The sequence below is a fragment of the Bacteroidota bacterium genome (assembly GCA_039821555.1).
GTDB lineage: Bacteria > Bacteroidota > Rhodothermia > Rhodothermales > Rubricoccaceae > JBCBEX01.
The window spans coordinates 32,193-58,133 of sequence record JBCBNX010000015.1 but is presented as its reverse complement, the minus strand read 5'-3'; the positions used below and the strand labels follow the sequence as shown (position 1 = coordinate 58,133).

The following is a 25,941-nucleotide window of genomic DNA, read 5'->3' as shown; positions in this document are numbered from 1 at the left end:
CTCTGTTACTCTCGCCATGCGCCTTGCCGAACAGACCGTCCTCATCACCGGAGCCAGCCGTGGCCTCGGAGCCGCCCTCGCGCGAGCGTTTGCCCGTGAAGGCGCGCGCGTGGTCCTGAACTACTACCAGAGCCGGGACGCCGCGCTGGGCGTTGCCAACGAGATCGCCGATGCAGGCGGAGTGACGTTCCTTGCTCAGGCCGACGTGCGTGATGCTGACGCCGTGCGTCGCATGGTCGCCGATGCTGAGGCACACTTCGGGACGCGCGTCACCACCAGCGTTCACAACGCGCTCATCGACTACCGCTTCGATCCCACGACGATGCCCACCGCGTCCACGATCACGTGGGAGCACTACCTCCGCCAACTCGAAGGCAGCGTCCAGGGCCTGCTCAACGTCGTCCAGGCCACGCTGCCCGCCATGACGGAGGCCGGCGACGGGCGCGTGATCGCCATCGGGTCAAACCTCGTCCAGAACCCGGTCGTGCCCTATCACGACTACACGACCGGCAAGGCGGCCATGCTCGGCGCTGTGCGCAACCTCGCGCAGGACCTCGGGCCGCAGGGCATCACGGTCAACCTCGTCTCGGGCGGCCTGCTCCGCACCACCGACGCCAGCGCAGCGACGAGCGACGAAGTGTTCGGCATCATCGAGGCGACGACGCCGCTACGCCGTGTGATCTCGCCGGAAGAAATGGCCGATGCCGTGCTTTTCTTTGCCTCTCCATGGGCACGCGCCGTGACGGGCCAGAATCTCGTGGTCGACGGCGGCCTGGTGAAAAACTGAGCCGCTCCGCATGCACGCGGATCGCGGCGGAGCGACCGGCGTGCTACGGGCACTTGTGCCGTCTCGCCTGCCTGCCATGAACGACCAGCCCACCACTTCTGCCCTGGATGCCTCCGCTACGGAGGCGCTCGCTCCGAACCCGTGGCGCACGCCACGCCGGTGGATCCTCGTTGGCATCGCTGCTATCGTGCTTACGTTCGCGTTTCGGCAAGCCCTCGACCCGTTCGGCGAGACGGGCTATGTGGAAATCTTCCACGGCGACCACTCGCATTTCCTTCCTGAGAACAACCTTCTCGACGACCCGGACGTGTCGCTCTCGGACTTCCCAACTTCGCCGCCGGGCCCGGACGAGATCATTCTTCCCGACGGGCGGATTGTACCTCGCGCGCAGGTCGAGCGATAGGCGCTGCGTCAGCGGGCCACGGTGAGCGGCAGCACGCGACGGCTCTCCGGCGTCGTCCCCCCACCGACCGTCACCGCCGCGAAGTACACCCCCGGCACCAGCCCCGACGCGTCGAGCGCCACCGTCTGCGCCCCCGCGCCGAGCGCTCCCCGCTGCGCCTCCACCACCGTACGCCCGAGGCCGTCGACGAGCGTCACCGTCACGTCGGTCGGCGCGGCGAGCGCGAACGAGAGCGTCGCCGCCCCGCGCGTCGGGTTCGGCCATACTGCGTCGAGCACCATCACCTCTGGCACCTGCTCGTCGGCGCTCACGCCGCTGCGCGCGACCTCGGTGGCGGTCGTGTAGATGTAGTCTCCGTCGAACCAGCCGTTGCCGTTGGCCGCGTTGCCCGCTGCGTAGAACGTGACCCGCGCGGGCGCATCGTTTGGGGCAAGCCAGCGCACCCGCCACGCTGAAACGCTGATGCCTGCACTCGTGTGGGTGACGTAGCGTGTCCCCCCACCCGCCGCAAACTTGGTGAGCGCTGCATCGACGAGTTCGAATTCGCCGACGGGGTCCCCGGCCTCGTCACGGGCCGTCACGAGAAAGCCCTGGTTGGGCGCGGGGCTGCCCGGCGTCGTGTTGTCCACGCGCACCTCGAACTCGTAGGCTGCCCCAGCGACATAGCCCTCACTCGGCCCCTCAATGGTGACGCTGCCGGTGCCGCTGTTGAGTTCGAAATCGCCGTGACACCCGGCTGAGGCGCACGTCCGATCGCCTGGTGCTCCAGACACGCCTGCTGACGCGCCCGACGAGCGTGAGTGGGCATCCCTCGGCGCATCAAACAGAACGATGAGCACGGCGACGACGAGAACCAGGAGCAGACGAAGCATCAAATCGGGAAGGCAGGCTGTGATGGGTCGGCGGGAGAATACTAGACCCGCGCGCTCGCCGCAATGCCTAGCCCTGTACCAACGTTGCGCTCGTCGGTCACTACGCACACGTGGGTCAGCGTCTCTGCCTCGTCAGCATACACGGCTGCAGGCGCGTGTGTTCGTCAGCGGGCCACGGTGAGCGGCAGCACGCGACGGCTCTCCGGCGTCGTCCCCCCACCGACCGTCACCGCCGCGAAGTACACCCCCGGCACCAGCCCCGACGCGTCGAGCGCCACCGTCTGCGCACCCGCGCCGAGCGCTCCCCGCTGCGCCTCCACCACCGTGCGCCCGAGGCCGTCGACGAGCGTCACCGTCACGTCGGTCGGCGCGGCGAGCGCGAACGAGAGCGTCGCCGCCCCGCGCGTTGGGTTGGGCCACACCGCGTCGAGCACCACCACGTCCGGCACGCCGTCCTCGACGTTGGTGGCGAGGCCAAGGGTCTGCGAGGTCGTGTAGATGAAATCGCCGCTGGACGCGCCGTTGCCGTTAGCCGCGTTGCCCGCTGCGTAGATCGTCACCTGCCCTGGCGACTCAGCGGGCGCGACCCAACGCACCTGCCACGACGAGACCGAGGTGCCCGACGACGTATGGGTGACGTGATCCGTGCCCGAGAAGCGCGTCACCGACGGGTCTACGAGTTCGAGCGTGCCCACGTCGTTGCCGGCGTCGTCCTTCACCGATGTCTGGAAGCCGTTTCTACGCTGGGGAGCTGCGGGCGTCGTGTTGTCGACCGAGACCGTGAAGGTAAGAGCCTCACCTGGCACGAAGCCATCGGGCGCGTCGATCGTGACGCTGCCCGTGCCGCTGTTGAGGCCGAAGCTGCTGTGGCATCCGGCCGTGGCACAGGTCGATTCGCCGGGGGCGCCAGAGCGGTTCGCCGGTGCACCCGACGAGAAGGTGGCCGCCTCGTCGGGCATCGTGAAGACGACGAGGGCGACGAGGACGAGAGCCGTAGCGAGGCGGAGCATAGGACCAAAGGTAGAAGGGCATTGAGATAGGAGCCCCAGAGGAGCGGCCTCAACATACAGCACGGCCTGCTTCTATCCATCGCTATTTCCAGTGCCCCATGCTACGTTTGAGGCGCCACACGCCGGTGCTACACGTCCACGAGCACCTCGCCGGTCATTGCTGCTGGGATGGCGAGGCCCATGAGCGTGAGGATGGTCGGGGCGATGTCGCCAAGCTTGCCGGGGCGGAGGGCCCCCTGCCATAGCTCGCCCGTCGCCGGGTCGGTGCGGAGCAGCAGGTGCGGGACGAGGACGGTCGTGTGCGCCGTGTGCGCCGAGCCATCGGGGTTGCGCATGCGGTCGGCGTTGCCATGGTCGGCGATGACCTGGACCGTGTAGCCGAGTTCGCGCGCCGTCTCCACGACCTGCTTCGCGCACCCATCGACGGCCTCGACCGCCTTCACCGCCGCCTCGAAGACGCCCGTGTGGCCGACCATGTCCGGGTTGGCGAAGTTGAGCACCACGAGGTCCGGCGTCGCGTCGCGCAGGTGGGCGCTGACCTTCTCGGCGAGCTCCGGCGCGCTCATCTCCGGCTGGAGGTCGTAGGTCGCCACCTTGGGCGAGTTGACGAGGATGCGCGCCTCGCCCTCGAATTCGACTTCCTTGCCGCCGTTGAAGAAGAACGTGACGTGGGGATACTTCTCGGTCTCTGCTGCGCGGAGCTGCGTGCCGCCGGCCTTTGCCACGGTCTCGCCGAGCGTGTCCGTGAGATCCTGCTTCGGGAAGGCAACAGGGACGTCGAACGCCTTGTGGTAGGGCGTGAACGTAGCGTAGTGCAGGTCGAGGTCGCCCGCCACGGGGATTTCGTCGGTCAGCGCGTCGTAGTCGGGGAGCAGCGTGCCCGTGAACGCGCTCGTGAGTTGGCGGGCGCGGTCCGCGCGGAAGTTGTAGACCAGCACGGCGTCGCCGCTTGTGATGCGCGGCGTGCCCTCGGCGAGGACCGGCGCGGCAAACTCGTCGGTCGTCCCGGCGGCATACTGCGCCTCCAGCGCACCGACGACATCGTCCGTGGTGGTGCCATCGTCGCCGACCTCGCCCCTCGTGAGGAGGTCGTAGGCCTTGCGGATGCGCGGCCAGCGGCGGTCGCGGTCCATCGCCCAGTAGCGCCCGACGACGCTGCCGACGACGCCCACGCCGAGGCGGTCCATCGCGGCCTGCACGCTGCGGAGGTACCCCACGCCGCCCTCGGGCGCGGTGTCGCGGCCGTCCGTGAAGGCGTGCACGACGACCTGGTCGCCGGTGAGCCCCTCGCGCTTTGCGAGGTCGAGCAGCGCCACGAGGTGGTCGAGGTGGCTGTGGACGCCACCGTCGGAGACGAGGCCGAGCAGGTGGAGCGTGGTACCGTTGGCCTTCGCGTGCCGCGCCGCGCCCGTGAGCACGTCGTTCTCGAAGAAGGTGCCGTCCTCAATGGCCTTGTCGATGCGGCTGATCTCCTGGTAGACCACGCGCCCCGCGCCGAGGTTGGTGTGGCCGACCTCCGAGTTGCCCATCAGCCCAGCAGGCAGGCCAACGGCCCGCCCTGATGCCTCCAACGTCGAGTGTGGCGCGGTGGCGAAGAGGTAGTCGAGAAACGGCTTCGCGGCGGCGTCGATGGCGGAGACGGACGGGTCCTCGGCGATCCCATAGCCGTCGAGGATGAGGAGCAGGTGGCGGTTCACAGGACGAGCGGGGAGCGCAACGATGAGACAGGCAGAAGGGGCGCAACCAAGCTAGCGGATGCGCCCCTTCTGTGCTGTGAAACGTCGCTGCTGAAGCGAGCCCGGCTGCTAGAGCGAGCAGTTCGTCGCGTCGGGGTTCGCTGGCGCAGCGGCTGGCAGGTACACAGCGCTCCCGTCTTGCATGTAAGACATTCGCTGCACCAAACAGTCGGGGGAGTTGCCAAACACGAAGATGGCAATCATGAGGTCTTGGTTCGGGTCGTAGACCGCCACGTGAGGCGCGTAGCCACCGGATCCGTCCATGGAAAACAAGCCCACGTACGTAGGGCCTGTCTGCACCCAGTCTCCCCCGTTTGTGCCGTGGTAGTCGATGGGGCCTCCGCCCACCAATCCAATGTTGTTGAACGAGAAGCCGCTCATCTGTGAGGCCTCTTGCCCTCCTCCCTGAGCACGGGGCTTCATTTTCCACTCAAGCATCTTGCCCGCGTAGTCGATAGCCTGACCGGCTATCCGGTCGAAGGATGACTTGCGGTTGTTCTCTTCAAACGCTTCGATACCGACGACGACGCTAAGGCCGACAATCACGATGCCGAGCACCAAGAGGAGGAGTTGTTGCTGTCCCATTGGAGGGTAGACGGTTGGGGTTGAGGGTCAGCCGAGGTCACTGTCCCACCGGACGACTCTGCTGTGCTCGCTGTTGAGCGAATTGGCCAGGGTCAAGCCCCATGCCAAACCAGACCTCGGGTGCAGCCTAGCCCGGTTACCCTTTCGCTGCAGCGCTTTGATTGCCTCCTTTGTCTGAGCCTTGCACCCTCCGGCCGCACTTACGCGATGCAACAGCCCTGTGTACGTGGCAGGACACACGAGGCTCTTGGACTCCCACTGCTCCCATTTCCTACCCCTGCGCTGACTATTCTACCTGCCGGCCTGATGCCTCGGAGTGCTACCCACCTCCCGGTGTGATCTTCCCGTCAGGCGCAAGCGGACCGCCTTCGGTGCCCAGAAACGAGGTGCAGTGGTAGCACCGGCTGGCCCTGTAGGGGACGACTTGTCGGCAATAGGCGCACTTCTTCTCGGTCGGCTGCTCCGGCTGCGAGGACTGCTCTTTCTCGTCACCGCCGAACTCGTCCTGGATCTCCTCGCTGAGCTTATTGACCGAGCGGATCACGATGAACATCGCCAGCGCGATGATGAGCAGCGTGAAGACGTTCGTCAGGAACGCGCCGTAGTTGAGCGTTGTCGCACCGGCCTCGGCAGCCGCCTCCAGCGACACGTAGGGGGGCGGGGCTCCCTCGCCTGCCCTGAGCACGAGGAACGCGTCCGAGAAATCGGTCTGCCCCAGCAGCAGCCCCAGCGGCGGCATGATGAGGTCGTCCACGAGCGACTTGGCGACGGTCGAGAACGCAGCGCCGACGGTGAACCCGATGGCGAGGTCCACGAGGTTGCCGCGCATCAGGAACGTCTTGAACTCGCCGAAGAGCTTCTTCATGAGGTTGGAAGTAGGAAGTGGGAAGTTCGAAGTGGTAGTTCCCTCGCCTCGGAGTCATTCGGCGCACTTCTAACTTCGCACTTCCCACCTCGCACTTCCTATTCCTCCACGCGCGGGGCTGGCATCGAGCGGCCGCCCTGGTGAAGCACCACACCCGTAGCCGCGCCGTCCTCGACTTCGAAGGTGAGTTGGGCCTCCACGACGGTGAGGTAGAACTCGGTCTCCGACGACGGGTAGACTTCGAATCGGGGCTGGCCCGTCGCCTGCGCGAAGAGCTGCGTGCCCTCGCGCGTCACGGCGAGGTCGAAGCCCGGCGCGAGGCGGTAGGTGCCGACGTAGCCTTGCAGAACCTCCTCGGACACCTCGACCGTAGCGTCCTCAGGCGTCACACCGAGCCGTTCGAGCATGTCGCGGCCATTCTGGTTGCCAGGGTTGAGCTTGATCGACTTCTGGTAGTTCTCGATCGCCAGGTCGTTCTGGCCGTCCTCCATGTAGGCCTCCCCAAGGCTGTCGTACGGGTTCGACGCCTCCGGAAACTGCTCGACGTTGCGCTGGAAGATCGGGATGGCGAGGTCGGGGCGGCCCTCGCCCATGACCAGGTAGCCGAGCATGTTGAGCTGGCCCTCGCCGAAGTCGTAGCCGTCGGGGTCGTCCGCCATGAGCGTCTCGTGCTGCGTCAGCGCGGCCTCGACGCCTGCTTCCATGGTGGCAGCCCCTTCGATGGTCGCCATGAGCACCTGGGCGATGGGTTGCTTCGGGAGGTCGGCCTCCTCGCCGTAGAAGGTGCGGGCGAGCGCCATGAGGACCTGGCCGGAGCTGCCCTCGGCATTGTCCAGCACGACGACCGTGAGCTCGTCGCCGGGCACGTAGGCCAGTTGCGTGGAGAAGCCGAAGATGCCACCGCTGTGCTGGTAGACCTGGCGCTCCTGGCCGCCGATCTCCTGCATGCCGGAGCCGATCCCGAAGGCGTACTGCGCGTCGGCCGCGGCCCCCTCAGGCGTCGTCATAGCGGCGAGCGTAGCGGCATCGGCGAATACCTCCCCGCCGTAGAGCGCGCGGTTCCAGCGGTGCAGGTCGGGCGCGGTCGAGTAGAGCATGCCGGCAGCGTAGGGCACCGACGGGTGGACGTAGCGGGCGTGCGCGTAGCTCATGCCGCTACGGGTGTACCCCGTCGCCATGCGCTCGGCGACGGTCCCGTCCGCGTAGCCAGTGTCGTCGAGGCCCAGCGGGTCGAAGAGCTTGGCCTGGAGGGCCTCAGCGTAGGTCATGCCCGTTGCCGCCTCGATGAGCGCGCCGAGGAGGAAATAGCCAGAGTTGTTGTAGGCGTACTGCGAGCCTGGCTCGAAGTCGAAGGCTTCCTCGTTGAAGACGGCCAGCATCTCATCCACGGTGAAGGCGTCGTTGGAGCGGGTCTGCATGAAGTCGTCCATGCCGGTCATGCTCGGGATGCCGGAGGTGTGGTTGAGCAGCATCCGCACGGTGACGACGTCGCCCTGGGCGGCGGGGTAGTCGGGCAGGATGGCCGTGATCGGGTCGTCGAGGCCGAAGGCGCCCTCTTCGACGAGCAGGAGGGTGAGCGCGGCGGTGAACTGCTTGGTGACCGAGGCCAGCCAGAAGCGCGTGTCGGGCGCGTTGGGCACGTCCCACGTCATGTCGGCGTGGCCGAAGCCCTCGGCATAGAGCACGTCGTCGCCCTGAGCGACGAGGACGGTGCCGTTGAACAGGCCGATATCGTGGACGTGGCTGAGCGCCCCGTCGAGGCGCTCGGCGAGGTCGGCCGGGGGCGCGGCAGGCTGTGCGAAGGCTGGCACTGCGAGAACCAGGGCGAGGAGGAGAGCGAGACGGCGCATGGAGCGAATCAGGGTAAGCGAGGTGGGGTGGCGAATGGCTGCCCTACGGCGGCACACCCGACAGGATGCACAACTCGCTCGTTCGTTGCTCTTGCCTACCACGCCCCCCGTTGGCGTGCCCCTGCATTCCGCGATGCCGCTACGGCCGAACGGCGCTCACGCGGCGTAGCCCGGCTGCAGACTGTAGCTGCACGATGTAGGGTCCAGACGCCAACCCCGCTGCCGAAAGCCGCAGCCTGGTCGCGCCAGCCGGAAGCATACCCTGGTGCAACACGGCCACGCGCCGCCCTGTGAGATCGTAGACCACCACACGCGCGGCTTGCGCTTCACTGAGCACGACGCGCACGTAGGTCGCGGCACGAAACGGGTTGGGGCCGTCGAGGGTCAACGTCACGTCTGTGTCTGGCACAGCCTCGCCCTGTTGGCTCACCGGCCTGCCATCGTTCTCGAACCGGGCGAGCAGAAAGCCGGTGGTCACAAAGGTCGCATCGAACACGGTGCTGAGCGCCACGACCTTTCCATCGGGCTGGAGGAGGCCCGAGCGTGACGCTTCATTGGCTTCGCGAGGTAACACCGCCACTCCCTGCTCGGCGAAGGTGGCGTCCAGCGTGCCGCCCTCGTCAAATTTGAACACCGCGAGGTCCAACCGGCCAGCCGTCTCCGTGCTGCCCACGACTACGACCGAGCGGTCGTCCTGCACCGCGACCCCGTTTGCGTCGGCGCGGGTAGCTCCACCACGGGCCGTCACCAGGCCATCGCCTCCGAAGGTGCGGTCGAGGTCGCCGTTGGACAGCAGCCGCGTGACGAGCACCGTACGCGCTCCGGTCGCTCCGCTGATCGAGATGCCAGCCCCCACAATGCGCCCGGCCCCATCGAGCGCGATGTCGTTGATGGACGACGAGGGGAGCGGCGTGGTCAGGATGCGCAGCCCATCGCTAGCAAAGGCCGTGTCGAGGAGCCCACTGGGTTGCAGCCGCATGACGGCCGCGTCGAAGTCGGGCACGCCGTCGATGAAGCTCGCCACCGCCCCGCCGAGGACCGCGGAGCCGTCGCGGCGGACGTGTGCGGCAATCACGTTGAGGTCACGGTTTACGGGCGAGAATGCAAGGCCTGCGGTCCCAAACGTGGCATCGAGCAACCCGTCGGATGTCAGCTGCAAGGCCAGCGTCCCGTCGACCCCGTCGAAGCCGACGGCGGCACCGATGGCGCGTATGGCCCCGCCGTCTAGCACACGCACCGCTGCCAGGTTCGAGCTGACGTAGCCGGTGAGTCTGAAGGTGCCCCCGTCGGCAAAGTCGACGGCGAGCGCGCCCGTCGCGTCGAGCTTTGCGAGCGCGGCCGTCCTCGGCGCACCGATCGGTGGCGCGCTGATGCCGACCACCACCAGCCCCCCGTCCGCAGTCACGGCTCCGTCGACCACGAACTCCTGGCCGTCCCCAAAGTCGACACTGGCAATGCCGTCGACACCGAAGCCGGGATCGAGCCCCTGGCCCTCCGGCAGCACCCGCACCACCACAGCGTCCGGCCCACGCTGCCCCAGCACAAACAGTCCACCGTCTGGGGCTGGCACGACGTTCAGGAGGTCAGCACCCGCGAGTTCCACCGGGAGCGTACCGTCGACGCCGAACGTGGGATCAAGCGCTCCGGGCTGCGCCTGTGCGGTGGATATTGCTAGGACAGCGAGCAGGGCGACGGAGCGCCAGCGAGACAGGACAGGCATGGGGCGAGCGGCAAGGCGGGAGTGGCGTCCGCTGCGGCCGTGCATGGAGACGCATGGGCCTGTGCGGGTAGAAAGGCTACCCGTTGGACAGCGCGTGCACCCATTGGTGCCCGTTCGGATTTCGCCTGTTCGGATTTCTTGTGCGCACGTGCTTCCTCTCCGCCTAGCCGCTGCGCCCTTCACGAAAAAACGCCCGCGCGGGGCTGATCCTGCGCGGGCGTTCAAAGGTTGGGGCTGGGGGCGCCTATTCCTCGGCGGGGGCGGGCTCTAGCGGGAGCGCATCGCCCGGGGTAGCGTCGAGCGGAGCGGGCGCGACTTCGACGCCCTCGTCCGTGATGATCGTCGTCTGGTCGTCCGTGCCGGTGAACATCGTGGTGATGACGCAGAGCACCATCAGGGCGACGCCCAGCACCCACGTCGACTTTTCGAGGAAGTCCGGGGCTTGGCGCGCGCCGAGGATCTGCTGCGTCTGCCCGCCTGCCGCGATGCCCGCAAGGCCGCCGCCCTTGCCGCTCTGGAGCAGCACCACGCCCGTGAGCACAATGGCGACGAGCAAGATCAAGAAGATCATGAAGTAGAACAGAAGCATCGCAGCGCGAGGTCGGCAATCGAAATAGAAAGTTGAGGCCGGCAAGATAGACGTGTCGGTCGCGGAGGTGCCCCAAGCCGTTGTGAATTTCCCAGCGGCAGCTCTGCGCTCTCCTTCTGGGCTGCCCAGATCCGATCGATTGTGCGACCTTTAAGGCCTGGCCTCGCACCACCTAGGCATTGCGTTAGCCCTATTTGTCCGCGGTGCCGTCACCGTATGCTCGCGGTCCTCCCCCGCCAATTCGTCTACGTCTTGACGTGAACGTACTGCCCCACTGTGTCCCCTGTCGCTCCGGGCCTCGTGGCTCAGAGCCGCTCCGCGAAGGGCCGCGGCGAGCGTACTGGGCTCTGCTGTGCTTTGGTGCGTGGGCAGCCCTCCTCAGCCTTGGAGGGCTTGCCCTAGGCCTCAACTCGGCCATTTCCACGACAGGCCTTGCCCAGAACGAAGCAGATCAAGGACGGGCATCGCTTCGCGACGGCGGCCCGACCGCGCATGGCCTCACCCGCCAACACTGGAAGCTGACGCGCGACGCTGGTGACGTGATCTACGCCGCCGACCTGTCTGCCCCCTTCGTCCGCAGCGAGGACCGCTGGCCGCTGGATGTCGTTGGCCAGGGTGAGGAGCCCGCGCCCGGCATGCTGCTGCCATGGTACCGCACCTGGTGGGCGCTGCTGCTCTGGTTGTGCTGCGCGCTCGGCGTCGCCAGCGGCGTTGCCTGGGCATACGGCCGTCGCCAGGGCCGACGACTGGCCCTCCGTGATGTGGCTCTCGGTGCACCCGTCCCGGGGCACGGGCCCGACGTCGCTCAGCAACACACCGCCGCGGAGCGCGCGAATGTCGAACTGCACGAGCTCAACCATTTCCTCGAAGCGACGACGGTGGAACTGCGCGACGCGTTGGAGCAGAACAAGGAATTCCTCGGCATCGCCGCGCACGATCTCAAAAACCCGATCGGCGGCATCGCGGGGATGGCGGACTTCCTCGCCAGTGGCGCGAGCGACCTCACCGACGACGAGCTGCGCGACAACCTCGTACTCATCCGCTCCGAGGCCATGCGTGCGATCAAGCTCATCGAGTCGCTGCTGGACGACGCGCGGGCCGGCGCGGAAGGGCCGCGACTGCGCCGGCGCCCCGTGGACCTCGCCGACATTGCGCGGGCCGTGCTGCGCTGGAACCAGGCTCAAGCCGAGGCGAAGCGCATCCAGCTCGTGAGCCGCATGCCCGCCTCGCTCCCGGCCCATGCCGACGCCTCGGCGCTGCAGCGCGCGGTGGACAACTACGTCTCGAACGCGGTCAAGTACAGCCCGCCAGGCTCCCGCGTGCGGCTGGTCGTCTCCGTCGAAGCCGCCTCTGGCGACGGGTCCGCCTCGGCGCACATCGCCGTGGAAGACGAAGGCCCAGGCCTCACCGAGGACGACCGCGCTAGGGTGTTCGGCAAGCTCCAGCGCCTCTCCGCCCAGCCGACCGGCGGCGAGCACTCGACCGGCCTCGGCCTCTACATCGTCAAGCAACTCGTGGAGGCGCACGGTGGCGAGGTAGGCGTCGACTCCGAGGCGGGCAAAGGAGCGACATTCTGGCTGCGCGTGCCGCTTCCGCCGCCGCATCCGTTCGCCGAGCCTCCCGCTGCACAGGCCGGCTCATTCTCAGCATAGAGCGCAGCCCGGTGCATTCTCGGCATAGATCGAGCAGAGCGGCACGCGGTCGGGATCGGCGCACCGTGGTTGCTCGTCCACCTCGGCCCTTTCCTCTTCTCCGCTCTTGCTGCCCGCGGCATGCGCCTCGCCGACCTCCTGCTCATCGCGCTCGATGGGCTCCGCTCCAACCGCACCCGCAGCCTGATGACCCTCGCCGGGGTCGCCGTCGGCGTGGCGGCGCTGCTGGCGCTGCTCAGCTACGGCGCCGGACTGCAGCGCATTGCTCGCGCCGAGTTCGACGCGCTCGCGCTCTACAACACGCTGCGCGTCACGTCGACGCCCACGCCGATCTCGGGCTTCGGCGACCTCACCGTGCGCACGGCCGACTCTAGCTCGCGCGTCGACGAGGTGGCGCTCACCGACAGCATCCTGGCCGTCCTCAATGCCGTGCCGGGCGTCGTAGCGGCATATCCAGAGATCACGTTTCCCGCGCAGGTGCGGTGGGACGACAAAGAAATCGACGTGGTGGCGGACGGGGTCCCGCTGGCGATGGGCATGGTGCCGGGCTACCGCCCCGAGCAGGGCGCCTTCTTCGAGACCGCAGGCGACTCGGCCGCATTCGTCTCCGTCTCGATGCTGGACCGCCTCGGCCTAGGCGCGCCCGAGGACGCCCTGGGCAAGACCGTCACGCTCCTCGTGCCAACGCTCGATATGGACGAACTGCGGCGCTCGATGCTGCTCATCAGCTTCGGTCTCCAGTCGATCCCGATCCGGTCAGAGCGGGTGCCCATCCGCATCGCGGGCGTCCTCCCCGAGGAGAACCAGCAGCTCACGGGCTTCTCGCGCCTCGTGCTGCCCCTCGACTTCGCGGCGTCTCTCCCGAAGATCACGTTCTTCTCCAGCCTCGACCTGATCCTACGCGATTCGAACACAGCGGGCTATGGGGCCGCGCGCGTGCAGATCGCCGAAGAGGGCAGCTATGACCAAGTAAAAGCTGCCATCGAGGCAACGGGCGTCTTCGCGACGGGCTTCCGCGAGCAATTCGCCCAGGTCGAGCGGCTCTTCCGGGTGATGGACCTCTCGCTCGCTATCGTCGGCATCATCGGGCTGCTCGTGGCCACGCTCGGCATCGCCAACACGATGGCGATGAGCGTGCTGGAGCGGACGGGCGAGATCGGCGTGATGAAAGCAGTCGGCGGGCGGCAGCGCGACATCCGGCGGCAGTTCCTGGTCGAGAGCGCCGTGCTCGGCGTGGTCGGCGGTGTGGCAGGCGTGGTGATCGGCTTCGCGTTCGTGAGGCTGCTCAGCTATGGCGTGCAGCGTCTGCTCGAAAGCCAGTCGGTGCCCCCCATCGACGTGTTCTACACCTCGCCGTGGCTCGTGCTCGGCTGCATCGCTGTTGCTGTTGGGGTCGCCGTGCTGGCGGGGGTGTGGCCGTCGTCGCGCGCCGCAAAGCTGGAGCCCGTCGCGGCGCTCCAGCGGACGTAGATCGCCCGAGGACTACGCAGGCACGGCCTCGGGCCGCGTCACGCGTCCCAGCGTACGGTCGAGCGCCGACGCATCGGGCACGACGCTGTCGAGCACGCGCGCCGAGGAGAGCACGCCAGGCATGCCGGCCCCAGGATGCGTCCCGCCGCCGACGAGGAACAGCCCGTCCACGTCCTCCGACTTGTTGTGCGGGCGGAAGTAGGCGCTCTGCAGCAGCGTCGGTTCCAGCGAGAACGCCGCGCCTTTGTACGAGAGGTAGTCGTCGCGGAAGCCCTGCGGGTCGAGCGTGATACTGGTCGTCAGGTGATCGCTGAGGCCGGGCATGACGGTCGCTTCGAGGTAGTCCTGGACGGCCTGGCGGTACTTCTCGACCTGCGTGCTCCAGTCGGTGCCGCTCTCCAGGTGCGGGACGGGCGAGAGCACGTAGTAGCAGTCGTGCCCTGGCGGCGCCATCGTCGGGTCGGTGGCCGAGGGGCGGTGGAGGTAGAGCGAGAAGTCCTTCGCGAGGTACTTGTGCGAGAAGATGTCGTCGAGCAGCTCGCGGTAGCGCGGCCCAAGGAGGATCGTGTGGTGGGCGATGTCCTCGTACTTCTTGTCGGTGCCGAAGTACCACACGAAGAGGCTCATCGAGAACCTGGCCTTCTCGACGCGCTGGTCGGTCCAGCGCTTGCGGTGCTCGGGGCGGATGAGGTGGCGGTAGGTCCACCCCGCGTCCGCGTTCGAGACGACGATGTCGGCCGGGATGTGCTCGCCGCTCTCTAGTTGCACGCCCGTCGCGCGCCCGTTCTCGACCGTGATCTCCTCGACTGTCTCGTTGAAGCGGAACTGCCCGTCGAGGCGCTCGATCACGGTGGCGAGGCCGCGCACGACGGCGCCCGTGCCGCCCATCGCGTACCACACGCCCCACTTGCGCTCCAGGAACGCGATCAGCGTGTAGATCGAGGTCGTGGCGAACGGGTTGCCGCCGACGAGCAGCGGGTGGAAGCTGAAGACCTGCCGCAGTTGCTCGTCCTTGATGAAGCGCGAGACGAACTGGTAGACCGTCTCATGGCTGCGCAGCGCCATCATCGCCGGGACAATCTTCGCCATGTCCGACACCTTCGAGAACGGCACGTGGCCGAGTTCGGTGAAGCCGACCTCGAAGATGCCCTCGGACTTCTGGAGGAAGCGCTCGTAGCCGCGCACGTCGGCAGGGTTGAACTTCGCGATCTCGCGGCGCATCTCGCCCGCGTCGCCGTTGTAGTTGAAGACGCGGCCGTCCTCGAAGCGAATCCGATAGAACGGGTCGATGTCTACGAACTCGACGTCGTCCTCGCGACGCATCCCGGCGAGGCTCCAGAGCTCGTCGAAGAGGAAGGGCGCGGTGATGAGCGTCGGCCCGGCGTCGAAGGTATAGCCTTGCTCCTTGAAGACGCGCGCGCGTCCGCCTGGCTGATCGAGACGGTCCACGACGGTGACGCGGTAGCCGCGCGCACGCAGGCGGATGGCCGCGGCGAGCCCCCCGAAGCCTGCGCCGATGACGACGGCATGCGGCGACTCGGGCGTGATCGGGAGTGGGGACGTGGAGGTGTTGAGGCGCGCGTCGGCGCGGTGCGCCATGCGGGTGAGCCAGCTCATAGCGGGAGAGGCAGAAGAAAGGCGACGGGAGAGGGGCGAGCGAAGGTACGGCACCCTGTCCACTCCGTTCCGAGCCGTCCTGATTCGATTCGTCCAAAACGTTCACACCAATTGATTCTGGTAACTCTGCAGGACCCCTTCCGTACACCGCCGCGAGTCCCACTCACTGACCATCCACCGACCATGTCTGTCACCACGACCTCGGATGAAGCCCGCTCCTGGGGCATGCTCGCGCACCTCTCCGCGCTCCTCGGCCTGCTTTCGGGCATCGGCTTCTTCGTAGGCCCGCTCATCGTCTACCTCGTCAAGCGGGACAGCCACCCCTTCGTCAAGGAGAACGCCCGCGAGGCGCTCAACTTCCAGATCACGGCGCTGATCGCGCTCGCCGTGGCGACGGTGCTCGCGATCACCATCATCGGCCTCATCGTCGCCATCCCGGCGTTCATCGTGATCGGCCTCGCGATGGTCATCCTGCCCATCGTGGCGGGTCTCCGCGCGCGTGACGGCGAGACCTACCGCTACCCGTTCACGCTACGGCTGATCTAGGCGAACAGAGCGAGCGGCGCGTCGTTCACGCGAAGTATCATAGCCACTATTCCCATGAGCGACGCGCTTCTCGACCGCATCCACACCGACCCCAACGTGATGGTCGGCAAGCCTGTCATCCGTGGCACCCGGCTCACCGTTGACTTTGTGATCGGCCTCCTCGCTCACGGAGCTAGGGTGGAAGACGTGCTTGACGAGTATGCAAGGCTCGAACGAGAAGACATCCAAGCGTGCCTCTTATTCGCTCAGCGCACGCTAGCCGACGCGAGCTTTGTTCCACTCGCTGCCTAAGCGATGGTACTCCGGCTTCTTGTAGACGAGTGCACCGGACCTGGAGTAGCTCGCTGGCTGGCGAAACAGGGCCACGATGTCATCTCAATCTACGATGCATGTCCAGGTATCTCCGACGATGCAGTCCTGGCTCGTGCCGTACGGGAGCGGCGCATCCTCATCACCAACGACAAGGATTTTGGCGAGATGGTCTACCGCGAGAAGAGGGCGCATCACGGTATCGTTCTTCTACGCCCTGGAGGCCTGCCAACGCGACTCAAGACCGCGCTACTCTCCCGGGTGCTGAAGCATCACGCGGAGCAGTTGGAGGACCGGTTCGTAGTGGTGACTGAACGTCAGATTCGCTTCGCCCCCCGCTGAGGTTGCAAGCGCTGAATTACCTGCGTAGCGCATCCAGGCGGGGGCGGATCTCATCGAGGCTGTCCCCGCCGAGCTTTTCCAGAAGCGCGTTGGCGATGACGAGCGCAACGGTCGCCTCGGCGACGGTGCTCGCGGCGGGTACGCTCGTCACGTCAGAGCGCTCGTAGCGCGTCGGCTGCGCCTCGCCGGTGGCGATGTCCACCGTGCCGAGCGGCTTGATGAGCGTCGGGATCGGCTTCATCACGCCACGCACGATGATCGGCATGCCGTTGGACATCCCGCCTTCGATGCCGCCCGCGTGGTTGCTGCTGCGAGCGAACGTGCCATTTTCACGCGTAATCGGGTCATGGAACGCCGAGCCCGGCAGCGTGCCCCCGTCGATGCCGTCACCAACTTCGACGGCCTTCTGTGCCTGAATCGAGAGAATCGCCTGCGCGAGTTGCCCGTCGAGCTTGCGGTCCCACTGGACGTAGGAGCCCAGCCCCGGCGGGACGCCCGTGACGACGACCTCGTAGACGCCGCCGAGCGAGTCGCCGGCCTTCTTCATCGCCTTGATGTGGGCGATGGTTGCGGCGGTGAGGTCGGCGTCGAGCATGCGCGTCTCGGACTGGTCGGCGGCCTCGTAGAGCGCCCGCGCGCCGCCCCCATTTCCTGCATGATCGCCGAGGAGCGCATCGCGGCGTTCGATCCAGTCGGCTTTGTCTTCGTAGCCGACCGCCCCGATGCGGACGACGTGGCTGCCCACTTCGATGCCGAGCACGCGCAGCAGGTGTCGCGCGACCGAGCAGCACGCCACGCGCATCGCCGTCTCACGCGCCGAACTCCGGTCGATCACGGGGCGAATATCGTCGAAGCCGTACTTCTGCGTCCCGACGAGGTCGGCGTGCCCCGGCCGCGGCAGCGTCACCTTCTCGACATCCTCGTCCACCGGCTCGACGGCCATCACCTCGGGCCAGCGCGCCTTGTCCTTGTGATAGCTCGCGTTGACAAGCTTGAGGGCAATGGGGCTCCCCATTGTCGCGCCGTGGCGGACGCCGGAGTAGACGTGCGCGCGGTCCGTCTCGATCTTGGCGCGCCCGCCGCGCCCGAAGCCGAGCCAGCGCCGGGCGAGGTGCTCGTCGAGGTCGGCGGGCAGAAGCGGTAGCCCAGCCGGGCACCCTTCGACGATGCCGAGGAGCGCTTCGCCATGGGACTCGCCGGCGGTGAGGTAGCGGATCACGGGTTCGTCGGAGTGGTGGGTGGGAAACGCAAGCGGCCTGAAAGCTCGGACTGCACCCGGGGCGGCGAAAGGGCAAAGCGTGAAGGCCCGGAGGAAATCCGACCCCTCGGCCCCAGACAATTGTGGCACCGCCGTGATCCACTCTGCGGCCCGACTCCGTGGTGGAAGGTGACGCCCCCTCCTCGCGCACCCTTGACACCGTGTTCGATACGTCCCTGAACCGCGCCCGCATCGTCGTTGCCGCCTCGCTGCTTCCCCTGCTGGGCCTCTTTCTGGCGGTTCCCCTCCGCGCTCAGACCCTGCCCCCCTCCGAGGTCGGTGCCTGGTCCGACGAGTTCGGCACCAACGGCAGCGTGGCCCCCGGCCTCAACGGCCTCCCTGGCATCGATCTGCACGCGGTGGCCGTGCACCCGACCACCGGCGACGTGTATGTGGCTGGCCGCTACATCGGCGGCTTCAGCGGGCTGCTCCGCTGGACGGGCACCGTCTGGGACCCCATCGACCTGGGTGCCGACACCAACGACCGCGTCTACGCGCTCGCGTTCGCGCCCAACGGCGACCTCTACCTCGGCGGCTCATTCACGGCTCTTCGAGGCACTGAGGTCAACTACATCGCCCGCTGGGACGGCTCCGCGTTTTCTCCGCTCGGTCAGGGATTGGAAGGCGCGGTCAACAGCCTGCTCTATGACGACGCGACCAGCACGCTCTACGTCGGCGGGCGTGACAACAGCACCGGCTTCTCCGGGGGCACCAACGCCAACGGCAGCTTCGTGGCGTCCAACAAGATCATCGCCTGGGACGGGAGCCGCTGGCAGCCGCTCGGGCAGGGCGTGAGCGGCGACCGCTTTGCCGTGGTCGACGCGATGACGCTCGACCCGAACTCGGGCGACCTCTTGGTCAGCGGCGACATGTTTCGTGGCATGGTCAACGCCGACGGAACCACGGTCAACGTCGGCAACATTGCGCGCTGGGATAGCAGCACCTGGAGCCGCGTGGGCAACGCCAACTTCGACTACAACGTGTTTGACCTCGTATACGGACCGGACGGGGCGCTCTACGCGATCGTGGAACAGGACGACTCCGACGGCCAGGGCTTCTGGCGGCTCGACGGTGACTTGGCGACGGGAACGTGGACGCGCCTCGCCCGCTTCCTGGGCAACGACCCGTTCGCGCTCACGGTGTACGACGGCAAGGTGATCATCGGCGGCAGCTTCGAGGCGATCGAGCCGACCGGGGCGGTAGCGCTGCCCTTGCGCGGCGTGGCGGCCTACGACCCTGCCCGTGCCGCATGGAGCGGCTTAGGCAGCGGCATCACCCTCCCGTATGTCTTCGGCCCGACCGGCGCGGCCGACTTCGCCGAGGCCGACGGGTCGCTCTGGGCCGCGGGCGGCTTCTCGCTCGCGGGGGGGCGGGTGAGCGTCCAGGTGGCGCGGTGGGACCCGGCGCCGTTCGACGGCGTGGTGGTCGACTTCCGCCTCGACGCGCGGCGGGCCGAGCAGAGCCAGATCGCGTCGTACTACGACCGGCGCGGGCGCTATGGCGATGTCGACGTACCCTTCGTCGCCATCGAGGGCGGCGCGGCGGCCGGCCTCTATGCATTGACTTCCAACGGGGCTGACCCGTCGGACTCGACGCTCGTGGCGCGCATCCTCGTGCCGCGCAACGAGCGCATCCGCTATGGCTACGGCGTCGACCTCGACACCGCCTTCGACCCACGCCGCATCCTGCGCGACGAGGACCTGAGCACGTCGACAACCTGGGCGTTTGAGCGCGGTGAGCGCTCCGGACGCAGCGTCGCTGCCGCCACGCCGACGGCGCTGCCCATCGAGCAACTCAGCGACGCGGCCTCTGTCCCCACGCCGACCGGCGCGGCTGTCTACGACCGCCGCCTCTTCCGCACGATGGACCTCGCGCCCATCGAGCTGGTGCGCAACAGCGGCGTGACGCTCGACTTCGAGACCCTCACGCAGCGCGTGCTCGTCGCGGGCGGCCTCTACCGGCGCGGCCCCGGAGGGGCACCGCCCGCAGGCATCGCGCTCGTCTCCGGCAACACCTTCTGGCAGCTCGACGCGCTGCCCGCCGAAGGTGCCCGCGTCCGCGTCACGTTCGACTACAGCACCGTCGCCGACATCTACGCACCGGAGGACCTCCGCCTGCTGCGCCGCCCCTCGGCGGGGGCCCCGTGGACCGTCGTCGACGGCGCGCAGGACCTCACCGCCCAGACGCTCTCCGTCACCACGACCGACCTGCGTGGGCAGTGGACGCTCGGCTCGGTGAGCGATCGCAACCCGATGACCGACCTCCCGCCGGGCCTCGTCGCCGGACCGAACCCGGCTTCTGGTGCGTTTGGCGTCCCTGAGCGCCCGCGCCTGGAGTGGGCCGCTGCCCAGTTTGCGCTCGACTACGATGTCTACGTTTGGCCGCAAGGCTCGCCCCGCCCCGGCTCGCCCACGGAGACCGCCGACGCGCCAGGCGTCACGCTACGCTCGGGCCTGACGCTGGGCGAGACGTTCAACTGGCAGGTCGTGGCCCGCAACCCCAACGGCACCACCGACGGCCCCGTCTGGACGTTCACGACCGGCGACGCTGCTGACCTCGCCGCGACGGCCATCGCTGCGCCGGCGACGGCTGTCGGGCGTAGCGAGATCGAGGTCGCCTGGACGGTCACGAACACCGGCAATGCAGGCACGCGCAGCCCGCAGTGGGAGGACGCCGTCTACCTCTCCCGCGACGACAGCATCAGCGCCGACGACGCGCTCCTCGGCCGCTTCGCCAACCCGACCGCGCTCGGCCCCGGCGACCGCTACCGCCAGACCGCGCGCGTGACCATCCCCGTGCGCATCCAGCGCGAAGGCCGCGTCATCGACGTGCGCGAGGAGGACGTGGTCGAAGGCCGCTACCAGATCCTTGTCCGCGCCGACGGCGGCACGCGACCGCGCGAGACCGAGGCCGACGAGGCAAACAACCTCGGCGTTGGCGGCCCCATCGACATCGCGCTGCCCAACCTACCCGACCTGCGCGTGACGCAGATCGACAACCCCGTCCCCTATTGCTTCTACCCGATCGCCGTGGCGAGCAGCGGCGGCGCAGCCGGCTCCGGCGGGATCTATCGGCCGTGCCCGGGCGAGATGGGCGACCGCCTCGTCAACATGCGCCCGGTGCTCTACCAATACACCTGGCAGGGCGTCAACGAGGGCGACGGCCCCGCCACCAACTTCCGCGACGGGCTCTTCTTCCAGCGGGACTCCGTGTTCAACGCCAGCGACGCGGTCTTCCTCGGCTTCGGGCTCGTCGGCGAGACGGACCCCGGCGCTCCCTACACGGCCGTCGCGGGCCTCATTGACCCGATCTCGCAGGCCATCGCCAACGAAGTAGCGTTGCCCGACAGCGGGTTCTACTTCGTGCTCGCCAACGTCGACCAGAACGCCTTCGAGGGCGCAGCCGCCGACAACAACCTGTTCCGCGCGCCCGAGCGCACGGTCCGGCGCAACGTGCCGCCCTCGGACGTGGCGATCCAGGGCCTCGCCGTCCCGGCGACCGCCCGGAGTAGCGACAGCCTGACCGTCGCCTTCACGATCCGCAACATCGGCCCGTCGGGCGTGCCGCGTGCCGTGATCGACTACGCCATCTACCTCTCCGAGGACGACGTGCTCGACCGCGAGGGCGACCCCCTTCTTGACAGCGAGGACGCCGACCGCGTGCTCCTGCGGGGGTACTACGACAACCTCTCGAACGGCACGCTCCAACCCGACGAGACGGCGCGCGTGACCGAGCGCGTCCGCCTCCCCGACGGCGAGACCGGCACCTTCACCGTCTTCGTCGTCCTCGACGAGCGCGAGGCGCTGAATGAGTTTGTGAACGACATCTACTACGTCGAGAACAACCGCGCGCAGGCAGACGTGGCGGTGACACTGGCCGCCTACGCGGACCTCGTGCCCGCTCGGCTCAACGCCCCGGCGACGGCCGCAGCTGGCACGTCGGTGCTCGTGGACTATGCCGTGCGCAATGTGGGCGGGTCGCTCCCGGCCCCGGCCTTCCGCCGCGACGGGCTCTACCTCTCCGGCCAGGACACGTGGCCCGGCTTCGGCGCAGCGCAGCGCCTCGCCCGCATCGACGAGCGCGACCCGCTCGGTGGCGGGGCGTCCTACCAACGCGACCGCGCGGTGACGCTCCCGCGCGACCTCACGACAGGGACCTACTACCTCTACCTCGTCGCCGACGCCGACAGCATCCGCTTCGAGGCCGACGAGACGAACAACGTCCTGCGCAGCGACGAGATCGCCGTCACGGCGCGACCGCGCCCCAACCTCGCGGCGACGCTCCTCAATCAGCCGCCCGCGACGGCCTCCGGCGGCGACGTGGTCACGCTGCGCTGGCGCGTCGAAAACGTCGGCCCCCTCGCCACCGTCGCGACGAGTTGGACGGACGCCGTCCTGCTCTCCACAGACGCGGCTCCCTCGGGCGACGATATCCGGCTCGACGCCGTCGTGCGCGTCGGCACGCTCGCGCCGGGGGCGAGCTACGAGGCCTCCGCCGAGGTGACGCTGCCCGCCGACCTGACCGGCACCTACACGCTCCTGGTGGACGCCGACAACGACCGATCCGTGGACGAACTCGCCCGCGAGAACAACGCGGCGCTCCCCACCACGACGACCGACCTCGGCCTCGCCGCCCCCGCAGATCTCCGCATCGCCTCGGTGACGATCACGGGCACCCCGCAAGCCGGGCAGCCGGTGCGCGCCGTCGTCACCGTCGCCAACGACGGCGCGGCGGTCCCAGCGCGGACGTCATGGACCGACGCCTGGACGCTCTCGCCCGGCACCGAAACCAGCGGCGAGACGGTGACGCTGCTCACGCAGACCGTGCAAGGCCCGCTCGCACCAGGCGCGACCTACACCCACACCGTCGACCTCTTCCTCCCCGAGTACGCCGCCGGGAGCCACCTCCTCACCACCACGGTCAACCGCGACCGCCGCGTGACCGAGGCCGGGCAGGTCGCCAACAACACCGACGCGCGCGTGCTCGACATCGTGCTGCCGCCGCCGGTGGACCTCGTCGTGGAGAACGTCGTGGTGCCCGCCGGAGCCGAGCCCGGCGACGAGGTGACGATCACCTATGACCTCGTCAACCGCGGGCAGAACACCTTTGCAGGGCTGTTCTTCGACGCCGTTCACTTGTCGCTCGACACACGCTTCGACATCGAGGACCCGCGCCTCGCCTTCGAGCGCCGCTCGCTCAGCATCGCGCCGGGCGTGCGCCGCACGATGACGATGACCGTGCGGCTACCCGAACCAGGTGCACCGATCCACGTCCAGAACGCCTCGGGGAGTGACGCCTCACAGCGCCTGGGCGAGGTCCCGCTCGGGGCCGCGCCGAACGCCGTCGCCGCGCTGCGCGGTGGGTCGCCGAACCAGCCGCCCGAGAACGTCGACGCCGACGGCACCGTGCCAAACCTCGTGCCGGGGCAGTACCGCGCGATCGTCTGGACCGACGTGCGCGGCGGCGTCCGCGAGACCGACAACGACAACAACCGCACGGCGTCCAGCAGCGCCGTTGGCGTCGACCTCCCGTCGCTCACGCTCGGGCAGGCCCAGCCGCTGACGCTGCTCCCCGGCCAGAGCCGCTACTTCAAGCTCGACGTGCCCGCCGGGCGCGACCTCCGCTTCACGCTCGACAACCCGACGACCTTCCGCGACGAGGAGTTCGAGGTGTTCGTCGCCTACGACCGCGTGCCCTCGCCCGGCGACTTCGACGAGGCGTTCTTTGCCGAGAGCGCACTCGGCGCGCCCGAGGTGCTCGTGCCGACCTCGCAAGCTGGAACCTACTACGTGCTCGTTCGCAACCCCTACCTCCTCGCGTTCAGCAACGACCGCGCGGACGTGTCGTTGACTGCCGAGGCATTCACCTTTAGCCTCTTCAGCACCACGCCGGAGGCCGGCGGCAACCAGGGCCGGGTCGTCGCCACGATCCGCGGCGCGCAGCTCACCGAGGGCACCGCGTTCCGCCTGGAACGAGGCGGCACCCGCATCGACGGCGCGCTCGTGCGCCTGCTCAGTTCGATGGAGGCCGAGGTGCGCTTCGACCTGCGTGGGCAGCCCCTCGGGCAGTATGACCTTGTCGCCGCGCAGGGTGGCAGCACCGCCCGCCTGGACGACGGCTTCGAGGTGCAGGTACCGAGCGTGGCTGGCATCCGCACGGGCGTTGTCGCTCCCACGGGCGTGCTTATCAACGACGCGACGGCCTACGAGGTCGTGCTTCGCAACGACGGCAACACCGACCAGGACCTCGTGGTCTTGGCCGTCGCCCTCCCCTTCGACCAGATGTATGCGTTGGAGACCGAGGACTTCGTGGGAGCCATGCTCCCGGCTGATGCCGTCGCCAACAGTCCGGACCTCGTCCTGCCCAACGCAGGCATCCAGATGCGCATCGGCGGGGACGAGGCGGCGGACCTAGGCGAGTGGGGCGTCCTCACGGTGTTTGCCAAGAACGTGCGCGTCGGAGAGACGCGGACCGCGCGCATCGTCGTGCCGTCGGTGCTCGGCACGCCGGGCGAGCCGTTCCCCGTCTACGTGGACGCGCTCGGGTTCTCGCAGGACGAGTTCGCCGAAGTCGCGGCCCTGGCGGCCCAGGAGCTTGCGCAGACGATGGCCGAGGTCGACCGCTCGACGCTGCCGCCCGAGGCGCAAGCCTGGGTGGACGTGCTCACGGCTGAACTGGACGCCGGGCTCTCGGAAGCGGACTTCGTCGCCTACTTCGAGTCCGTGGGTCTTTTTGGCGATGGGCCGCTGACGGGCATTTCGCTGCCGCTGCTCTACATGCCGCGCGACGTAGACGCCCCGCCCGTTTCGGGCGGCGGTTCGCAGGCGGCCAACCTCCTCGTGTTCCCGAACGCGGCGAGCCAGGCCTTCAGCCGCGAAGGGTGCCGGACGCTGACCTGCACGCTCGAAGCCATCGGTCGGTTTGTCGCGACGGCCTATGGCTTCGCGACGCTGGCCGGCGTCTTCGGGTCGGGCTGCGTCCTGCTGGGCCTCCTCTGCGCACCAGGGATCGTGGCCGCGGCCCTCGTCCTCGGCGTGATCATGCTGGGCGTCACGCTCTACCGCAACTCAACCGGCCGACCGTGCACGTCCACGCTGCTCTGTAGGCCCTTCTTCGGCTCGGACGACCCCAACGACATCCTCGGGCCCGACGGCTACGGCGATGCGAGGTGGGTGCCGCGTGACGAGCCGATGGCCTACCGCATCCGCTTCGAGAACAACCCGGAGACGGCGAACGCGCCCGCCAAGGAGGTCGTCATCACGCAGACCCTCGACGAGGACCTCGACCTGCGGACCTTCCGCGTGGAGCGCTTCGGCTTCGGGCCGTATGCGTTCGACCTGCCTGGCGAGGGCCGCGCGTTCTACGCCGACCGCCTCGACCTTCGCGACTCGCTCGGGGTGTTCGTGGACGTCTCCACCACGCTCGACGCGCAGACCCGCGAGATCACGCTCGCGCTGCGCGCCATCGACCCGCAGACGGGCGACGTGACCCGCGACCCGCTCTCGGGGCTGCTCCCACCGAACGACGTGCCGCCGGAGGGCGACGGCTTCTTCGCCTACCGCATCACGCCACGCGAGGACGCCCCCGACGCCGCCCGCATCAACGCGCAGGCCAGCATCATCTTCGACAACAACGCGCCCATCGAGACGCCGCCGATCTTCAATACGCTCGACGCCTCGGCCCCGGTGAGCCGCCTCCGCACCGGTTCCACTGTCGTCCTCGACTCGACGAGCGTGCAGCTCGCGTGGACGGGCTCGGACACTGGGGCGGGCCTGGCAGGCTTCGCGCTCTACGGCCGCCGCGTCGACGCTGGGGCCGCACGCTCGGGCAGCAGCGCCGCACCGCCGCCCTTCGCCACGACGACTGAGTTCGCGCCCATCATCACGGGCACCACGGACTCGACCTACGTCTTCGAAGGCACCTTCGGGACAGCGTACGAGTTCTTTACGCTCGCCACGGACCTCGCGGGCAACACCGAGCCGATGAAGTCGGAGCCCGACGGCGGCGTGGTCGTGGCCAACGAGGACGACGGCGAGGCCGCGCTCCCGAGCGTCTTCGAGGTGCAGGGCGCCTACCCGAACCCGTTCCGCTCGAACGCCACGATCCAGTACGCGACCCCCGAAGTGGGCGACATCGAGATCGTGATCTATGACCTGCTGGGGCGCCGGGTGCAGGTCTGGGCGCAACCGCAGCAGACGCCCGGCGTGCACCACCACAAACTCCAGTTCGACCGCCTCGCGAGCGGCCTCTACCTCTACGAGGTGCGCTTCGAGACCGAGTCCGAACGCCTCCGCGAGACAGGCCGCATCACCCACGTCCGCTGACCAACA

Annotated in this window: 18 protein-coding genes; 8 read left to right on the top strand and 10 right to left on the bottom strand. The window is 68.3% G+C overall.

Features of this window, described 5'->3' with window-relative positions; translation table 11 throughout:
- The first annotated feature begins 16 nt into the window (after positions 1 to 16).
- Entirely contained in the window at positions 17 to 787 is a 771-nt protein-coding gene (locus AAFU51_14775; protein ID MEO1572517.1) for a 3-oxoacyl-ACP reductase, read from the top strand.
- Positions 788 to 863: 76 nt separating this feature from the next.
- Positions 864 to 1,190: a hypothetical protein gene (locus tag AAFU51_14770; protein MEO1572516.1), complete on the top strand. Its 327-nt coding sequence runs from the start codon at positions 864 to 866 to the stop codon at positions 1,188 to 1,190.
- A gap of 8 nt (positions 1,191 to 1,198) precedes the next feature.
- Here AAFU51_14770 and AAFU51_14765 read toward each other — a convergent pair whose 3' ends face one another.
- The 8 genes from AAFU51_14765 to secG all read right to left on the bottom strand — a co-directional run bounded on the left by AAFU51_14765 (position 1,199) and on the right by secG (position 10,417).
- Entirely contained in the window at positions 1,199 to 2,062 is an 864-nt protein-coding gene (locus AAFU51_14765; GenBank protein MEO1572515.1) for a choice-of-anchor V domain-containing protein, read from the bottom strand.
- 164 nt (positions 2,063 to 2,226) lie between these two features.
- Positions 2,227 to 3,072, bottom strand: a complete 846-nt coding sequence (locus tag AAFU51_14760) for a choice-of-anchor V domain-containing protein (GenBank protein MEO1572514.1) — start codon at positions 3,070 to 3,072, stop codon at positions 2,227 to 2,229.
- A gap of 128 nt (positions 3,073 to 3,200) precedes the next feature.
- Complete coding sequence (gene gpmI, locus AAFU51_14755; protein ID MEO1572513.1) at positions 3,201 to 4,769, bottom strand: 2,3-bisphosphoglycerate-independent phosphoglycerate mutase; 1,569 nt, start codon at positions 4,767 to 4,769, stop codon at positions 3,201 to 3,203.
- Positions 4,770 to 4,877: 108 nt separating this feature from the next.
- Positions 4,878 to 5,393, bottom strand: coding sequence for a hypothetical protein (locus tag AAFU51_14750; protein MEO1572512.1), 516 nt, complete (start codon positions 5,391 to 5,393; stop codon positions 4,878 to 4,880).
- A 319-nt stretch (positions 5,394 to 5,712) separates the two neighbouring features.
- Positions 5,713 to 6,258, bottom strand: coding sequence for a large conductance mechanosensitive channel protein MscL (gene mscL, locus AAFU51_14745; GenBank protein MEO1572511.1), 546 nt, complete (start codon positions 6,256 to 6,258; stop codon positions 5,713 to 5,715).
- Positions 6,259 to 6,356: 98 nt separating this feature from the next.
- Entirely contained in the window at positions 6,357 to 8,108 is a 1,752-nt protein-coding gene (locus AAFU51_14740) for a serine hydrolase (GenBank protein MEO1572510.1), read from the bottom strand.
- A gap of 139 nt (positions 8,109 to 8,247) precedes the next feature.
- A complete protein-coding gene (locus AAFU51_14735) occupies positions 8,248 to 9,828 on the bottom strand; it encodes a T9SS type A sorting domain-containing protein (GenBank protein MEO1572509.1) in 1,581 nt (526 codons plus the stop codon).
- 244 nt (positions 9,829 to 10,072) lie between these two features.
- The gene (secG, locus tag AAFU51_14730) at positions 10,073 to 10,417 is read right to left on the bottom strand and encodes a preprotein translocase subunit SecG (protein ID MEO1572508.1); all 345 of its coding nucleotides are present in this window, start codon (positions 10,415 to 10,417) and stop codon (positions 10,073 to 10,075) included.
- Positions 10,418 to 10,956: 539 nt separating this feature from the next.
- Between secG and AAFU51_14725 the strand changes: the two genes are divergently transcribed.
- Both AAFU51_14725 and AAFU51_14720 read left to right on the top strand, forming a co-directional pair.
- The gene (locus tag AAFU51_14725; protein MEO1572507.1) at positions 10,957 to 12,069 is read left to right on the top strand and encodes a HAMP domain-containing sensor histidine kinase; all 1,113 of its coding nucleotides are present in this window, start codon (positions 10,957 to 10,959) and stop codon (positions 12,067 to 12,069) included.
- 120 nt (positions 12,070 to 12,189) lie between these two features.
- A complete protein-coding gene (locus AAFU51_14720; GenBank protein MEO1572506.1) occupies positions 12,190 to 13,539 on the top strand; it encodes an ABC transporter permease in 1,350 nt (449 codons plus the stop codon).
- A gap of 12 nt (positions 13,540 to 13,551) precedes the next feature.
- On the opposite strand, the gene AAFU51_14715 is transcribed toward AAFU51_14720, so the two are convergent.
- Positions 13,552 to 15,156 (bottom strand): phytoene desaturase, encoded by a 1,605-nt coding sequence (locus AAFU51_14715; GenBank protein ID MEO1572505.1) that lies wholly within the window; start codon positions 15,154 to 15,156, stop codon positions 13,552 to 13,554.
- A gap of 183 nt (positions 15,157 to 15,339) precedes the next feature.
- On the opposite strand from AAFU51_14715, the gene AAFU51_14710 reads away from it, so the two are divergent.
- From AAFU51_14710 to AAFU51_14700, 3 genes are read left to right on the top strand one after another with little or no spacing between them, the layout of a single operon-like run.
- Positions 15,340 to 15,702: a DUF4870 domain-containing protein gene (locus tag AAFU51_14710; GenBank protein ID MEO1572504.1), complete on the top strand. Its 363-nt coding sequence runs from the start codon at positions 15,340 to 15,342 to the stop codon at positions 15,700 to 15,702.
- Positions 15,703 to 15,756: 54 nt separating this feature from the next.
- Positions 15,757 to 15,993, top strand: a complete 237-nt coding sequence (locus tag AAFU51_14705; GenBank protein ID MEO1572503.1) for a DUF433 domain-containing protein — start codon at positions 15,757 to 15,759, stop codon at positions 15,991 to 15,993.
- A gap of 3 nt (positions 15,994 to 15,996) precedes the next feature.
- Positions 15,997 to 16,353, top strand: a complete 357-nt coding sequence (locus tag AAFU51_14700; protein MEO1572502.1) for a DUF5615 family PIN-like protein — start codon at positions 15,997 to 15,999, stop codon at positions 16,351 to 16,353.
- A gap of 16 nt (positions 16,354 to 16,369) precedes the next feature.
- Here the strand turns inward: AAFU51_14700 and aroC are convergent, their stop codons facing one another.
- The gene (aroC, locus tag AAFU51_14695) at positions 16,370 to 17,572 is read right to left on the bottom strand and encodes a chorismate synthase (GenBank protein MEO1572501.1); all 1,203 of its coding nucleotides are present in this window, start codon (positions 17,570 to 17,572) and stop codon (positions 16,370 to 16,372) included.
- 200 nt (positions 17,573 to 17,772) lie between these two features.
- Here aroC and AAFU51_14690 point away from each other — a divergent pair, with 200 nt between their 5' ends.
- Complete coding sequence (locus AAFU51_14690) at positions 17,773 to 25,935, top strand: CARDB domain-containing protein (GenBank protein ID MEO1572500.1); 8,163 nt, start codon at positions 17,773 to 17,775, stop codon at positions 25,933 to 25,935.
- Positions 25,936 to 25,941 lie beyond the last annotated feature (6 nt).